This window comes from Chryseobacterium limigenitum (genome assembly GCF_900114875.1).
Classification (GTDB): Bacteria; Bacteroidota; Bacteroidia; order Flavobacteriales; family Weeksellaceae; genus Chryseobacterium; species Chryseobacterium limigenitum.
In genome coordinates this window covers 1-16,785 of sequence record NZ_FPKW01000036.1, presented here as the reverse complement: position 1 = coordinate 16,785, position 16,785 = coordinate 1, and the positions used below count along the sequence as shown (strand labels likewise).

The window sequence follows — 16,785 nt, the reverse complement described above, 5'->3', positions numbered from 1 at the left end:
TCAGAGTACAATTAAGAGGCGTGCGGGATAAAGCATTTTTCCTCTTCAGGTTGTCTAAACTTTTTGCCTAGTCCCCAAGTTTTAGGATTGATCCGATAAAACCTGTTCGGAAACTGGATATCTTGTATTAAGGTTTTGCTAAGGCTAATTTTGCAGGATAGGCTCCATTTACTTACCGAATTACAATTGATGGTAAAAGAAGCACAAAACGCACGGTACAGCCCTTAAAATGGAATTTAATTGTACAAAAGATTAATGGTTCTTCAGAAGAAAGCAGATCATTTAATTTTTATAAAACTTTTAACCCTTACTCTTTTTTTTTATTCGAAGAGAATACTTCGAGACTGATCTCGGGGTCAAAAGAAGAAAAGTTTAAAAATGATATTCATGCGAGGACTACAACAGCTTTTGTGTTTATAAGACCCTAGTGTGGGCTTCATTATTTAAGTTGATCTTCTATTTCTCTCAGAGTTGCAGTGCGCAGCTCTATCTTTCCACTGCGATCTATCAGAAATAAAGTAGGAGTGCCGACAACACCATAATTCTTAAAATTAATTCCTTTAAGACCTTTGAGGTCGGTATAAAAATCTTTCCATAGAAAATCTTTAGTCTTATTTTTGAACACGGTTTCATCTTCATCGGCTGAGAAAGAAATAATTCTCACCCCTGCTGATTTTAGCTGTTCATATTTCACAGAAAGTTCCCGTAAGAGTTCTATGCAAGATCCGCAATCCGATTTATAAAATATCAACAGAGTTTTGCGGTATTCCTTTCCTGAAAAGTTACTGCTTTTGAGAATCATTTTGCCGTCAGGGCTAAGGGTAAGATCGGGAGCGATGTTTCCCTGTGTGCCCGAAACATAAGCTGCCAACAAGCCATCATATGATGTTACTTTTCCTGACCCTGCCACTATCGGAGCTATTTCTGCCAGAAAGCGGTCTTCACCGCTTTTATTCACCGCAAAGGCAATCCTCTTTACAAGATCGGTATATTTATCAGGATCTGTAATCTTTTTGTTGATCTCGGAAAAATCAGCAGCAAATTTTTTTGGATTATTAAGAACCAGGGTATGAATATCTACCCATGAAGTGATAACTCCACTCCAGTGTCCCGAAGTATAGAGCACTTCCCAGTCCAGTTCATTTGTAATATAGTCTGCTGCATTCCTTGCTTTTTCCTCTTCAGACTGATAGATCTTCGTTCCGATGCCCTGGGTAAGATTTACAATAGGAAGGAATTTTGAAGCGTAGTCATTCTTTTTTTTAAGTTCATCCTGCAGCCTTTCGTAAGCTTTTAGTTGGTTTCGGTATTCCTGCTCATAGACAGAATAGTTTTTATCTTTAGAAGTAAAAGCTTTTGTTGCCTGAAGCATCGCATCATGTCTGGCAAAGATCTCGCTTTGCTTTTTATAAAACAGATTAAGCTCCGGTATTTCGACATTATCCGTATAGATAATATTGTCATTATCAGGCTTGGCTGATGTGCACTTTACAGAGAAATCATGCCCCGGGATCAGCATATCTAATCCTCCTCCCTCCTGAGTACCGGTAATAAGCCATCGGCTCATGCCTGTATAAGGAGCATACTCTTTAGGTATTTTAAGGGTAAACTTCCCGTCCTGCGGGATTGTATCCTTAATGACAACCTTAGCATCACTCCCCCGGAAAATAACGAAATTATAAGTTTTCCCCTTAAAATGAGGGAAATACATTTGAATCTCCTGCGCATCTGCAGTAGTAAATAAGATTGCCAATACAAATAATAGTATTTTTTTCATAAATAGTTGTGAAATTTTTTCAATAAATGTTTTTTAGCACTATGTTATTAATATAGATTTTCTGGTATCAAGCAAATTAAGCGCTCTACTCATCTGCCACCTAAAATATGCATTTCTGTTTTCCTGCTGTGCTGATACCTTCATCACATTATAAAAGACCGGCGGCAAAAGCCGCCGGTAAATAGTTAAATGAATATTGTCAATAAAATAACCTATTCCGAGATACAACGAACGCTAAAGCCGGACGTACGCAAGGAATTGGGCTGGGAGATGACATTCTCGGTTAAGAATTCAAGGTTCATGCTTAATGAGTTGGTGTCTAATGCAGTGGGGGTACTAGTCCAGTATTTCCCGTTAGCACCTCGGATTTTCAACGTGCCATTACTATTGTCGCGGTAGCCGGCAATAGGAAATGTCAGATTATTTCCGCCGCCACTAAATACCTTGGCAGATCCAAAGTTGGCAGGACTATCTGTAAATGTTCCCACACTGGTTGTGGTGGTGTTATTGATATTGATAAGGTTTCTAATTTGTTGGGCGGTAGGAACACGGAAGCCGGAAGGGCAAGGGTCATTCGCCGTTTTACTACCGTCAACCCAAGAACCTTCAGGAGCAAATGTAGTATCCCAACCAGTAATAGCTCCGGAAGGAGTACTTGCATCGGCTACAACAGTAGCTCTTCCCCACTGGTAATAATTCCCGTGAATCCCCTGAACCGGTACGTCAGGATCTAAGCTCGTGTCAGCGCCAAGGTTATGACGCATCCAAGCCTGAGGATTACCAGGCATTACAACGGTGTTTTGAATGGAAATTGGCGCTATGCTTACATTACATGGCGTAGCTCCCGGGAAAGATATGGTAGTAATAATCGTTCCGGAAGTGTCAGGAGTGCCTGAAACGGTATAGATGAGGTTACCATTACCTGTATTCAGGGTGCCGGCGGGAAGGGTAAATTGTAATCCATTCTGCGAGAACTGCTGTTGGAGGTAATTTCCACCGTTACCACCGGCATAAGGCACTGTTAATGTACCGCTATAAGCTGTTCCCGGGGTAAAAGCAGATGGTGAGAATACGGCTGAAGCGCAGTTAAGAGAATTTACTGAAGTATAAATGGGAGGAACAGTGATCGAAAAACTACAGCTCTTTCCTCCTATATTTACAGTAAATTGAGCTGTTCCCGATGAAAGAGGTTCTCCGGTAACAGTAATAGGTATATTGCCACCATTAATTTTTAAATTTCTTGGGTAAATAGTAGCCACTAACCCTAAAACCCCGGTAGATGGAATAATCTGAAGAGGACACAATCCAAGTCCTTGGGTATAAGTGATACTCTTTGTTATTGGAAGATATGGAATTAATTGTTGTCCGTTAGGCCATCCCGAAGGGCAGCTAAGAGATGTAACACTCGGGGGAAGCAGTTTATCTGGAATTTCTTTTTTAGAATTCTCCGTATTGCCTTCAGTAAAAAGGACTAACGAATGATTTACTTCGATATTGCTTTTATTTTCTTCGATATGAAAATTAGCAAAAGTAAAAAGTGAAAGCACGAATGCTCCAAAGGTAAATATTTTTTTCATGACTTTTTAGATGTTAAGATTGTAGAATTTTTTATTCAACACATAAAAAAATAATATGTTTTTTGGGAAAGCCGCGAAGAAAAGCAGTGTGTTTAAAAATATACCCTAATCTTGACGGGCTTTTCAAAAGTTTTTTTTATTCTTTTATGATTTTCTTTTGAATCTTTTCTTTCCCATTATCAATAATCATCAGATATACTCCTTTGGAAAGACCGGATAAATTGTACCCCTCGGATGCTCCTTTAAATGATGCGACAACATTCCCGGACATATCTGCTATGGTAACAGAATAATCAGCTCTTAGGGAAGCATCATTGATATATACATAATCTTTAATAGGATTGGGGTAGATTTGTACTGAGGAAGTCATAGACTTTGTTTCAGATTGCGGGGCGGCCGCTTTATCGGAAACTGTAACATTATTCAGCACCACTTCAGAGGAATTCTGTCTGTTATCATAGCAGAAAAACCTGATCCTAAAATTAGTCTGAACATAAGGTGCGAGATCAATATCAGAAATATTGATATGATTTCTATCATTTTCTGAGGAGGTACTGTTTGCAGTCACCAATGCTTTGGAAGCTTTTTCTGAGCTGAATATTTCTATCCATTTTGTCCCGTTATATACTTCTGCTTTAAGGATAGGTCGACCGCCTTTAAGTGAAGAAGTATAATTGAAGGAAAGGGTTGGACTTTTTATTGATGAAAGATCCAATACAGGGGAAAGAAGTAAGGATGTTGAATGATCCCTTTCAAAATTCTGCCCATTTTCTGATATTTTTGTAATTCCAGCCTTTCTCTCTGAAGGTCTTTCAATGCTGGTAAGATTTTCTGGAAGACCTTGTGCGTGCATCAAGCATGATGATACACTCAATAATAAAATTAATTGCTTTCTCATGATGTAAATTAGTTTAAATAATACGTAAATTTATTAATTATTTATTAAAATAATGCAATTTTTTATGTTTTTTTTTAACAATAAAGTTATATAAGCTTTTTATTTATATTGTTTAACAATTATTATCATAAAATCTATATACGGTACGTAGTCCCATTGCACTCCTGTTTTAAGTGTGTATAAGATAGCGTTAACGATCTCCACCAAGGGAAATTTTGGTGAAAATCCCGGTTTTGGGGTCGAAAGATTTGGACTGTCTCATTTTCTAATAATGGATAGCAAAAAAAATAAATTCACAATTTTTTTTGAGATAGATTTCATATTTTTCTTATGCCATTTTTTAGGTTGGCTAGTCACTAATTTTGGTATTTAGTTTTTATTTCTGATGTATTAATTAAGCATCATCGAGGATTCTTCAAATGATCTTTATGGTTTTGTCCGGTTAAATATTTTAGACTATAACCAAATTTTATATTTGACAGTCTGTTATTTACGGGTGTTTCAAAAGAAAAAACGTAATTTCTTTGTACAACAACAAAAAAAATCTATATATTTGCACCAGTAAAAAACAAACGCTATTAATCTTATTTAAAAAGTGACCTATTCGGTAACCTACAAAATAAGAGAACAGCATAAAGCTTATAGACAGGGCTTTTTCTGAAAAAGTATAGATTCCTTCCGAATAGCGAAAAGTTTTATCAATTTACTTAAAAAATTGATCCGGTAGTTCAGCTGGTTAGAATGCCGCCCTGTCACGGCGGAGGTCGCGGGTTCGAGTCCCGTCCGGATCGCCCGAGTGAAAAAGTTGCCAATTGGCGACTTTTTTCGTTTATAACTATTTGATAAACAAAGCTATATCCGCTTACAAACGGGTTCGAGAAGTTCAAAATAAAATTATGGAATTTTTAGGGCAATTCTCGAACCGCTTTATTAATGATCAAATAATCAAACAGTTACAATTTTGAGTGAAAATTGGATATTTCCAGTAATATTATTCTTAATTATTTTTCTCATTACTGCCCTCCTCCTCATTAATAGGAAAACAAAAAACTCCCAAATTAATCAGGAGTCAGTGTTTATGAATTAGAAGTAGATTATTTGTTTGCTCTAGTTTTAAGTTCTTTACCTGCTTTGAAAGAAGCAACATTTGTAGCTTTTATTTGAATTGATTCCCCGGTTCTTGGATTAATTCCCTTTCTAGCAGCTCTCTTAGATACCTTAAATGTACCGAATCCTTGGATTCTTACTTCTTTTACCTTTAGCAAGAGAAGACGTGACAGCATCAAGGAATCCATCAACAAGTTGTTTAGCCATGTTCTTTGATACATTAAGTTGATTTGCAATGTGTGCAATAATAAGTGTCTTAGACATTCACTGTGTAAAATACGATATAAAACATTCTAGTATAATAAACCATTAATGATATGATTGCAAGAGAATTTCATCACAAATTTTTTCATACTCCTTTTAAATGCCTGATTACAACACAAAAAATTCTCAATAAAAAATTTTCTGAAGCAAATTGTATTTTAATCTTACCTCGATTCGCCACATTCAAAAGTAGAGTTTTTGGTCGATTAATGAAGGGAATTTATCAGTTTTCAGAGGCTATATAATTATATTAACAGATTTATAAGTATGTTATCAATTAATCTGAAAAATAAATATGCTTTTCTTAATGAAGAAGTTTTAAATACTTATGATTTTGCGAGTTTATAATATACTTCAAAATCAAGTGGTCTAATAGAAGCACTATTCCTTAAAGTGTTAAATTCGGATACTCTTGCTTCATTTAAAAAGAAGTCTTCAACAAAACAAATATCATAACCATTCACAAGTGCTAAATGATAGTTCTCCTTATTGTCAATTCCTACAGAAACTTCGTTGTTGCTGATAATAAAACTATTGCCTGTGCTGGATTTAACTTCTAAATATTTCCATTGAGTATCTGTTTTATTTTTTTTGTAGCTCATATCGTATCCTTTTGTATCATCCAATGTTAAACTATTTTCTTCTGAATTACTGGAGATCCATCTGATTTCGCCTTCAGGATATAGTTTTTTTAATTTATCGAAAACTTTTTTTTCAGCTCGCTTACCTGCCTTCTGTTTTTGTTGTTCTCTTTTTTGAGAATGAACGCTTCCTTTTTTATTTCCTAACCGATTTGTTTTTGTCGGAGGAACATTTCCCATATCTATAGAGGTAATTATTGAATTCATTTCACCGTTATCAATTGAAGCAGCAGCTGGATTCTCAGTTTCTTTTAATTCTTTTTTAGTTATTTCTTCAAACTTTGTTCGTAACAATTCTTCATGCCCTTCAAAAAAGAGTAAACTCTTTATTTCTAGACTTAAATCCTCTATAGAAATATCATTTTCTTTGATAAGTTGTGTGTACTTATTTTCTATATTAATAACCTCTAAATTTTCTTTCTTAATTGTTATTTTAAAATCCAAGTTCAACTTACTAAGGAATTGTTCTTCATGACTCACCTCAATAGTCCAGGCAAATTGCTCAGCTAATTCGTATATTATTTTATCACTTTTTTGAATATATAAATTTCGCTTACTTTCAAATGTTTTTTGTTCCTCTGTTGATTTATCAGAAAGATAAAACCAAAAAGCTTTATTCCATAGAATTTCAACATCTATAACTACTTGTTTAAATTTTTCTAAGTGCCAATAATACAATCCTGAAAAGCTCTCCAGATGTAATTTTAGTTCTTCTAATGTATATTTCAGTTCATTACAGATTGATATGATGAAATTATAAGATGGTCTATTATTAAAAAAGTCAAAATTTACTAAACCGTAGTCCTCTGGCAATTCATAATTTATAGTTTTTCTTAGAATTGCTTGTAACTCGATTGTATTTGAAAGTGTTTCAGGGAAATCATTAATTTTCCCTTCAGTTATTGTTTTCCAAAAAAGTACTTCATTTTTTGATAATCCCAATAGTTGGCATGCTTCCTCATATTTTTCTGTAAGCATTTTTGTTTCAATAAGATACTTGGTGTCTTTCAAATGTTCTTTATCCTTGAAAATAGCTCTAAAGTCATCTTTATTTTCATTTATCTCAAATAATACACATAAAATTTCAGAAAATGCTTCACAGAATGCCGGTATGTCTTTTAATTGTTCCAGGTTTAGATTAGAATTCGCACCTATAAAGAACGTGTGCTTATCGTTGTTATTTATAAATTCATTTGGAAGTAACGATTTAGACTCACTACCATCAATTGTATAATCTAGTGACGAAACAATTTTAATTGAACAGTTTTTGATAGCATTTACAGCTGTATTAGTTAATTCTATGGTCTTTATATTATTTAAACGATATGATAATAGATAGGGTTTAATTTTATTGAACCAAACATTGAATTCTTCTATTTTTAAATGGTAAGATATATTTTGCTTTATTTCGATCTTAATATCCTTAAACGTTTTAACACCAAAATACTCAGCCAATTGTTTTTCACCACTTCGTTTAGGAAAATCAAATATCCAGAAATCTTCAATGATTTTAGAGGGAAGTGTTGAATTGTCACTATAATAAACTTCTTCAGTAGGTTTGTATTCTCTTAAATTATTTTTTACAGCTAATAAATGTGTTTGCTTTTTAAATGACTTATAATCTGTTTTTTTATTATTTCTAAAATAGCCAAATGCTTGCTGGTATACCTTACGTGCATTTTTGGAATCAATATCATTTACTTTTAAAGTTTCTAATAAAGCATATACAGATTCATTAGTTAGATCGTCGAAAGACATTTTTGCACTTAATTTTTTTAGTGTATCAATAACAGCAGTATCCGCAATACCCAATTCTATAAATATAGAATGTTTTGGGTTAACTGATTGTAATCCTAAAAAATCTGCAAATTCAAAGTCGATAAATACGTTTTCAAATATTTTTGATTTTGCTATTTGGTAGAGAAAATAAGATGGTTTTGAAGTTATGGTCTTTGTAATATTTCCGTATGAGTGCGTAAATATCTCATTATTAAATTCGTAATCTATTTTAGCACGCGTTTTTTCATCTAGTATTATCCAAGCGATTAATTTTTCTAGATCCATTTTTTTTGAAATTATTTCATCAAAAAAATCAATTTTTTCAATTTCATATTTTACAGTAGTGCATAGTTCTGGGGTACCAATATTTTGAAAGACAAACTTTGAAAACTCATCAAAACCTCCCCATTGAGTAACTGTTTGATTTATATTTTTTAGTTTTGAGTATTTATTTACCCCAAGCCATATAAAAAAACTATCTAAATAATCAGCATTTTGATTTTCAATATCTAGATTCCAAAATTCATTTCCTATTAAATACTGACTTTCTTTATAAATACCATCAAATAATTTTTCGGTTATTTTACCAAAATGATATTCCTTTCCTAAAAAAACATCAGTAGTTAGAACTAATTTGCTTTCTCGATTTAATACTTGAATGTTATCTACTGTTGTCTTTTCTCTTTCTTTTTTTTGCTTGAATATTTGAAATAATGAATTAATAAATGGTTTTACTAATTCTTGTGTTTTAGAAGCATCCTCCTCAATTTCACTATTAAATGCGCGAGTTATATTTCTAACGACATCTGTAATATCATTAGAACCAAAATTTACAATTGGAGAAATAATTTTTTTTAGAACTCTAGATTTATGCTCTTTAGGATTAGATCTGATTCTTTCAATTTCATCATTGAATGTATTTTCTAATTCAGAATAGAAATCTCCGTCTATAAATGCAATTTTTACATAATCTTGAATTTGATAAGAGTCTGTATCTGCTTTTTTTAGGATATAAGTTTCATAATCACTAGATACAGACTTTCCTTTATCATCTAATAAAAGAGGTAAATGGGTACCATGAAAATCTTTAAACAAATCGGAAGTCAAAAGTTTAATCAATTTTACTCTTTCTTCAATACTTTCAATTTTGTGTGTAACAATTTCAAATATTGATTTCCATTCCTCAATAGAATATTTTGAGTTTATTTGGAATTTTATTAATGTTCGGTTAATAGGAATAGGAAATATTAAATTTGGGAAATACTCTTCCAATTTGTTGCGTTGTATCCATTCTGAAAACTCGTTTCCATAGTATTTTACTTCATTGATTGTTTTATAGTTTCCATCTAAAGTTGGATAAATTGCTAATTCTTTTTTTGCATTTTCTATCTTTTGAAAGAAAGTATCTAATAATCGATTTTCACTTTTGCCATCAACAGTTAAGAAGTCTAAAGCTTTCCAGTCAGGTTGCTTGTTGTTTACAATTTCTGTACTTGCAATTTTTTTGAGTGTATTAGCTATTTGATTTAAAATATACTCATTGTCGTCACTTTTGTTCAAGTGATTACGAGATGGATCTAAATCGAAAGTAGCGTGTATTAAATAAGGTAAATGGGTTGCAACCTGCGTTGGAAAATAAGTGGCAAACTTTGTTTCTGTATCACATAGATCATCTTGCCAAGCAATTTTGTACTTATAAAAATTTTTTGCTTTACCGGCTAAAATTTTCTCACCGCTATCAAATAAATTCCAAGTAATATCATTTACTGTCAATGTTTTATCTACTTCGCTTCTTGAAGGGGTAAGCAATAACTCTTTGTCAATTTTGCCAGCTCCAGAAATTTGAATATTAGTAGTATGATTAAGAAACAACAATACTTCAGGAGTAATGGTTTTAAGTTGTTCAATAATTTTTTCTTCTTCTTCTTTTTTGTATTTTAATTCTATAATAGTTTCCCAATCTTGAGTTTCTGTATTTTCTATAAAGTAGGGTATGGCTAGAACCGCAAATGGAACATTACCTTCAGGTAAATCTGTTTCGTTGTCTATAATTTGTTGACGAACATTATGGTCAGGAATTAAATATTCAAATTGTTTACTTGCAATTTCTTTTGAAAATTCTAAAACACATTCTTTGGTTTTGATTTTTACAACATCCACCCAATTTAATATGGAACGAAATCCTAAACCTTTGTTACCGATAAAGTCTCTTTTGTTTTTTTTGCTATTATGTGCCAACATTAAAGACCCCAATCCTCTAGAATCAAAAGAAGCTCCATTGTTAGCTATGATTAAAATGTCATTTTCAGTATCTAGATGTAAAAGAACTTTATCGGTCTGGGCATCATCGGCATTTTGTAGCATTTCTAATAGCTGACGCCCATTATAAGCATCTGTTAACCCTTTTTCGCCGTGGTAGTCGCTGGTAATTCTGCTAGGGCTTTTATAAGTGTTGTAATTTTCGGCAACTAATTTTTCAACCGATTGTTTGGTTAGCTGTGTACCTTTACTCATTTGATAAAATATAGTTTTAACAGTTGAAGCTTTAACATTTTAATATCAAATGATTTAACATCATTTGATATTAATAACAAAGACAAATGAATCTCTAAGTCAAGACTAATTTAAAGAATCTTTTATTGTTTTAAAATTAGCTAATGCACTTTCAATGTTCTCGATGATATCATCAATCAATACATCAGGATCTGGCAAATTCTCTAAATCAATTAGATTATCATCTTTAAGCCAGAATATATCTAGGTTTGTTTTGTCTTTTTCAATGATCTCATCATAAGAAAATTTACGCCAACGACCGGTTTCATTTTCTTCATTCCACGTTTCTGCTCTTTTCGAGATGTTGTCTGCTTTATAGCATTGTATAAAATCCTCTAAATGTTCATATTTTAATGGATTCTTTTTAGGAGTGTGTCTGATATTTGTTCGATAATCATAAATCCAAACATTTTTAGTTGCAGGAATATCTGATTGAGATTCTTTTTGAAAGAAAAGCACATTTGATTTTACACCTTGAGCATAAAAAATTCCCGTAGGTAACCTAAGAATTGTATGTAAATTTGTGTTTTCAAGGAGCCTTTTACGAATTGTTTCTCCAGCTCCTCCTTCAAACAATACATTATCGGGTAATACTACCGCAGCTCTTCCATGTACTTTTAACATTGTTACTATATGTTGTAAGAATGAAAGTTGTTTATTGCTTGTTGTTACCCAAAAATCTTTTCTTAAGAAGTAGCCATCCTTTTCTGCTTGTTTTTTATCTGTAGTTGGTATATCGCTACTACTTATTCCGAAGGGAGGATTGGCGAGTACTATATCAACTTTTTCTGATTCTAAAACCTCTCCTTCAGCTCTTTTTAAACTATCAGTAACTTCTATTTCAGGTGTTTCTTTTAAATCGCCTATTCCGTGTAGGAAAAGGTTCATTAAACAAAGACGAGCTGTTGCTTTTTCTATTTCCCAGCCTTTGAAAGTATGGAATTTTAAAAATTCTTGTTGAGGTTTAGTTAGTTTAGTTTTTCTTAAATTATTAAGAACGCCCAAGAAAAAACCACCAGTACCACATGAAGGATCTGCCACTGTTTCCTTTGGTTTAGGCTGTATACAATCAACCATTGCGTTAATCACTGATCTAGGTGTAAAATATTGGCCGGCTCCGCTGTTTTCAGCATTCTTTTGCAATAAAGATTCATAAATTTCACCTTTTACATCTATTTCCTGTGACGTCCAGTCTTCTTCATCAATTAGATTGATTAATCTCTTAAGCTTAACGGAATCGTGTATTTTGTTTAATGCTCCTGCAAATATTTTGCTTAACATTCCGCCTGAATTTGAAAGCTTTTTTAATATTGATTCATACGCTTCAATTATTTGATTGGATGATTTTAATTCTTGCCAGTCACATCCATCAGGAATTTGATATTGACTCTTATTTTCATCTGCCATTTTAAGAAATAACAAATAGGTAAGCTGTTCCAAGTAATCGCCGTAACCTAATCCATCATCCCGAAGTGTGTCACAGAATGACCAGATTTTTGCTACTAATATATTTGTTGATGCCATTTTCTAAATTTATTATACTAACACTAATTCTACATCTTTAAGCCAACTATATTCATCGTCTTTAATTTTTTCTTTCACAAAATTTCTTACAATCATTGAATATGGCTCTGTATATTTTGAATAGTTGTGGAGAAGAAGAAAACATTCATCTATTTTTTCGTCTCTTCTTACCTGATCATTTATATTGTTTTTTATATAATTATGTGCTTTTTTTACTACCATTTCACAATTTGACCAAATCTTACTTCTTCCTCTACGTAATGGTGTATGATCCAAACCATAAAATTTTATAGAAAGTGTAGCCTTTTTGTTATATAAAGGATTATCTTCTTCATTGTAGGTGGGATATGGATCTCCATTTTGATCAAATGATATCAAAGTTACATCTCTCGGTTTAATGGGATCAATAAGAAGTGGTCTTTCGCAATCACATTCTTCATCTCCTGTTTGAGCCAAACCATCTCCATCTAAAGGAAAGAAATTTCCTTTACCATAAACTTCATTTCCTGAATCAAATCTATCTTTTCTTAGTTTATTAACTAATGAGCCCGCAAAACGAAAGTTAGTCCAACTATATGAAAGCCACCAATAACCATCTTCAAGAATTACAGCCCCATCCTCAGATTTAGATTCTGCTTTAGGACGAAAGTGTTCAATTTCCCATTCACCAGAGCTTTCAGGTGCTTCAGAGTACCAACATTTATGACCTGATAATTCTGATAATGCAGGATATAATTCTCTCCAAATATTATTGTTAGACCAATAATTACTTCTTTGCTTTTTAGTCATTGGACGAATAGCAATTAAGCATTGTTCTGCTCGTTGAACCCACTCATCAAAACTACCTGGATGGTTCCCTTCAATACTATCGAATTTAGCTCTTAAATCAGACAAATTTATTACTCTCATTTTAATCCATCTTTTTGAATTAATTTTAGAACACGTTCTGCGGCTTTACTGCTTTGCTCGGCTAATATCTGTTTCTCGGATTCTGTTAATTCAGTTTTTCCAAAAACTTCCAACTTTGACATCTCGGCTAAATACGCTTTAAACCACTTGTCTTCAACTTCTTCATAGAAACCATAATCTTCTAACTCAGCCTTTAATTTCTGATACTCGTCATATTCAATTTCATTTAATTTTTCTCTCATTAAACGCCCTTGCAAGTATCTTTTACGATTCAGTTTTTCCTGAGTTTTTTTATCCAATATTGTAGGCAGACCAAATAAAGGGCTGGTTAATATCCCTGCCACACCAAGACCTTTTGGACTTACATCTGGCTCTGTTACTTCAGTATTATAATCAGCATCTCTCTTGAATACTCTGACTTGTTCTTTTTCCATACTGCCTATAACTAATGGATCATGCGTACAAAAAACAATTTGAGTTTTAGCAGATTTACTCACGACATTTTCTAAAAATTCAAGATATTTCCATTTCCATAAAGGGTTCAAATGTGTATCTGGTTCATCGAGAAGAATAAGAGCTTCATCATCTTTTGTGAATTTAAGCAGACCAAGAACTGTGATTAACTGTTTTTCACCCTCACTGAGTTCACCCATTGCTAATTCACCTTTAACATGTTCTTTTATAACTTTTATCCTAACATCCTGATCTTCTACTAATTCAGAATAATGAAGACTGCATAAAGCATTAAATAGAGTAATTTTGTTATCATATTTCATTTCTACAAAAGCTCTGATAGCTTCTTTGTCTTTCAGAAAGAGAAAGAGTCTGTTTAGCGTTTCTCTTTTGTTTAATGCCCCTCTTACAGTCTCTTTGTAGAACATTGGTACAATAGAAAAATTCCATAAATCTTCAATGAATCTGCGAACCAAGCCTGTAGTATTCCAAAAATCATCTGGATCTTTACGGGTTTTAGACCAATTTGGTTGTTTCAACATAAAAAGAGCTGAGCCAAAATCAACTATGTTAAGTTCCCTTTGTAGAAAATCTATAGTATCTTTCTCTCTTTCATCAAATAAATAAAAAGCGATTAAAGCAAAACTTGCATGAATTGGTTCCACTAAGAAAATACGAGGCATTTCTTTAAAATCCTCATATTTTGATGTTGAATCCATCATTTTTTTAAATTGTTGAAGTTTGTGATCTGCATACAAAGATCTTAATCGTTCACTTAATCCTGAATAGTAAACAAAAACATGACTAGGCAAATACTCATTTTTATTTTTAAAAAACTGCGCTTTTGACTTTAATTTTTCTTCATCAATAGAAAAAGTATATCCTTTTTCTGTTGAATAATCCACTTCTATATTTTTATCACGACAGTTATAAGTAATATTATATTCAAAAGGATGACTTTGCTTATGCAGTATAGGTGCTCTTTCTAAATCTAAATCCCTAAAGATTATAACTAAAGCTTCCATAAAGTTAGATTTGCCTGTAGCGTTCAATCCCAGTAATACCGTTTCCATAGAGCTTTCACCGAAATCAAAATGAAAATCTTCGAGATTTTTAAACCTACCTTTTATATGTACTTTATTTATTTTCATCTTTTATAGTTAAAAGTGATTCTGTTTCAGTTTTTAACTCATCAATCTGATGATAGATTTCCTTAATTTCGCTATAGAAACGTTCAATATCTCCTTCACTCGTAGATTTTTCCCAAAGTTCCTGAGCTGATATTGGTGAACTAGATTCCTTTAAAATATCAAGGAGAGATTTTTTTTCTTCCATTTGTTTCTTTTGTTTGGGTTTACTGTAGTTCAGTTTTTTTTGATTTTCAAGATATAATCTTTTTTCTTCTTGTATAGTAGTCAGTAGATTCTCTACAGATTCATTTGAATTATAGTTAACAAGTCTACCTTCAAACGCTTTTTTTAAAATAGAATGTTTTAATACAATAATTTCATTCAAAACATTATCAACTGTTTTTTCTAAATTATCAACTAAAGTAAATCTCGATTCCAATATTTCGACAATCTTATCTTGTTCCAATTTTGGCGGAACCTTTAATTTGAATTTTTTTATATCTTTTTGAAATAGGTGCGGAATTGCACTCCCAGATATTTTTTCATTCACCAAACGTTGTATATCTGGTCCTAAAAAGAAATAATATAAAAAGTCGGGATTAAAAATCTCTCTTGAGTCTATAACTAATAATGAAGAATTTACTGTAGCTATATCCGGTAATTTTTTGATAATACCTACTTTTCCAATTCCAGCCCCGTCTTTACATAATAAAATATCATTTTCTTTCAATTTAATTTCTGGACTTTCATTATACCGTTCAATTGATATAAAATTCACATCCTTAAAAACTACATTTTTCCCATAATTTAAAGAATGAACTGAGAGAAAAAGAGCTCCTTCATGTGTATATTCTTTCTTTGTTAATCCTCTCCAGCCAATTCGTGCATTGATATTAATTAAATTATCTAAACTTGATACTGCCCAACTATTAATTATATCATCTCTCTTATAATCAAACTCGTAATCAATTTTAATCTTCTTATCTTTTTTATTTTCTATTTCATATTTTTTCTTTCGATCTATCTTGATATCAGTTAGTTCTTGATAGGCATCATTAACTAAGTCTTCTCTCCAATTTTTAGTTAAAACCCCATTAAAAGCACTTTTTAACAATCCAAGTCTATATATACCCAAGCTATTATTTGCTTTTTTTAATCCTTTTTCGGCTTCATCAAGTTTGCTAAATAATGATTCTATTTGATGAACTATTATGTCTTGTTCTTGTAGAGAAGATAAAGGAATGGGAAATACTTCTAATATCTTTTGGCTAATATTGGGTTGAGCTCCACCAACTCTTTTTTGCAAAAGCCTCTCCCTATTATGTAATAAATAATAATATAGATATTTACTTTTAAAACTATTTGTTGTTTTTAATGCTGCTATGGCTTGATTGGTAGCAGCATCTATCCCTAAAAAAGCTAATTTCCCAACTGTTGAACCATACAACGCTATCAATAGGGTTCCTGATGGGACAATTTTAGCACTAGAATTTTCAAGTGCTTCTAATGTTATATTCTCTTCAGTACTAATTATTATGCCATGATTCAACTCACCAGATTTGACCCAGGGAATATCACCATTAAAATAGCTGCGATTCCCTCTATCAGGAGTGCCTCCGCTTGATAATATTGCTATATCACCAATAGTAACCCAAATCCAGCCTCTAGGCAAATTATATTTTTCTTGCTGTTCTTTCATTTTAAATCCTTTCAGAAAGATTTTTTCAATTTATACTTTTTAGATTTAATAAAAAATCTCAAAACTCCCAAATATACGAAGTTTTCTAAGTATAAAAATGAAAATAATTTTATGATCAGACCAAACGCATTAAAAATTTAGCATTTCAATGAGATAATCTAAATTCCAAGCTGCCATTTTTCTCATTCTTTTGATGCTTATTTTCTTGTTTTTAAGTTGTTTTTCTTGCAATAATTTTAACACTAATTTTAGTATAATTGAGAAGTTTTCGGCTATATTATTGTTCCGTTTACGGCTTTCATCTTCTTTTAAAATCACATCTAAACTCCAATGTAATTTATTTTCAATTAGCCAATGATTTCTGGTATGTTTTAAAAATATTTCAGGCGTATTCAATTGACTACTAATGTAATATCGTTTATCTTTTGTTTCTTTATTTTTACTTTTATGATAGGTCGTGCTCTCTATTTTGAT

General features: G+C 32.2%; 11 protein-coding genes and 1 tRNA gene. 1 reads left to right on the top strand and 11 read right to left on the bottom strand.

Annotated elements, in window-relative coordinates; translation table 11 throughout:
* Positions 1–439 precede the first annotated feature (439 nt).
* The 3 genes from BT156_RS21165 to BT156_RS21155 all read right to left on the bottom strand — a co-directional run bounded on the left by BT156_RS21165 (position 440) and on the right by BT156_RS21155 (position 4,252).
* Positions 440–1,777 (bottom strand): peroxiredoxin family protein, encoded by a 1,338-nt coding sequence (locus BT156_RS21165; protein ID WP_072412911.1) that lies wholly within the window; start codon positions 1,775–1,777, stop codon positions 440–442.
* Between the two features lie 212 nt (positions 1,778–1,989).
* Positions 1,990–3,354, bottom strand: coding sequence for a fibrobacter succinogenes major paralogous domain-containing protein (locus tag BT156_RS21160; protein WP_072412910.1), 1,365 nt, complete (start codon positions 3,352–3,354; stop codon positions 1,990–1,992).
* A gap of 136 nt (positions 3,355–3,490) precedes the next feature.
* On the bottom strand, positions 3,491–4,252 hold the full coding sequence (locus BT156_RS21155) for a T9SS type A sorting domain-containing protein (RefSeq protein ID WP_083582442.1): 762 nt from the start codon (positions 4,250–4,252) through the stop codon (positions 3,491–3,493).
* 717 nt (positions 4,253–4,969) lie between these two features.
* Here BT156_RS21155 and BT156_RS21145 point away from each other — a divergent pair.
* Positions 4,970–5,043: transfer RNA gene (locus BT156_RS21145), tRNA-Asp, on the top strand.
* Positions 5,044–5,346: 303 nt separating this feature from the next.
* On the opposite strand, the gene BT156_RS21140 is transcribed toward BT156_RS21145, so the two are convergent.
* The 8 genes from BT156_RS21140 to BT156_RS21110 all read right to left on the bottom strand — a co-directional run.
* Complete coding sequence (locus tag BT156_RS21140) at positions 5,347–5,535, bottom strand: HU family DNA-binding protein (RefSeq protein ID WP_262484320.1); 189 nt, start codon at positions 5,533–5,535, stop codon at positions 5,347–5,349.
* Positions 5,471–5,623, bottom strand: coding sequence for an HU family DNA-binding protein (locus BT156_RS22525; protein WP_262484319.1), 153 nt, complete (start codon positions 5,621–5,623; stop codon positions 5,471–5,473). The genes BT156_RS21140 and BT156_RS22525 overlap by 65 nt, the downstream gene beginning before the upstream one ends.
* Positions 5,624–5,949: 326 nt before the next feature.
* Positions 5,950–10,557 (bottom strand): sacsin N-terminal ATP-binding-like domain-containing protein, encoded by a 4,608-nt coding sequence (locus tag BT156_RS21135; RefSeq protein ID WP_072412908.1) that lies wholly within the window; start codon positions 10,555–10,557, stop codon positions 5,950–5,952.
* A gap of 105 nt (positions 10,558–10,662) precedes the next feature.
* Positions 10,663–12,120, bottom strand: a complete 1,458-nt coding sequence (locus BT156_RS21130) for a type I restriction-modification system subunit M (RefSeq protein WP_072412907.1) — start codon at positions 12,118–12,120, stop codon at positions 10,663–10,665.
* Positions 12,121–12,132: 12 nt separating this feature from the next.
* Positions 12,133–13,029 carry a hypothetical protein gene (locus BT156_RS21125; RefSeq protein WP_072412906.1) on the bottom strand — a complete coding sequence of 299 codons (897 nt, stop codon included), beginning with the start codon at positions 13,027–13,029 and terminating at the stop codon, positions 12,133–12,135.
* The gene (locus BT156_RS21120) at positions 13,026–14,633 is read right to left on the bottom strand and encodes an AAA family ATPase (RefSeq protein ID WP_072412905.1); all 1,608 of its coding nucleotides are present in this window, start codon (positions 14,631–14,633) and stop codon (positions 13,026–13,028) included. The genes BT156_RS21125 and BT156_RS21120 overlap by 4 nt, the downstream gene beginning before the upstream one ends.
* On the bottom strand, positions 14,620–16,311 hold the full coding sequence (locus tag BT156_RS21115) for a restriction endonuclease subunit S (protein ID WP_072412904.1): 1,692 nt from the start codon (positions 16,309–16,311) through the stop codon (positions 14,620–14,622). Before BT156_RS21115 ends, BT156_RS21120 begins: the two co-directional genes overlap by 14 nt.
* 129 nt (positions 16,312–16,440) lie before the next feature.
* Positions 16,441–16,785 (bottom strand): ISAs1 family transposase (locus BT156_RS21110; protein ID WP_170857326.1); only part of this gene is annotated, 345 nt, incomplete at its 5' end.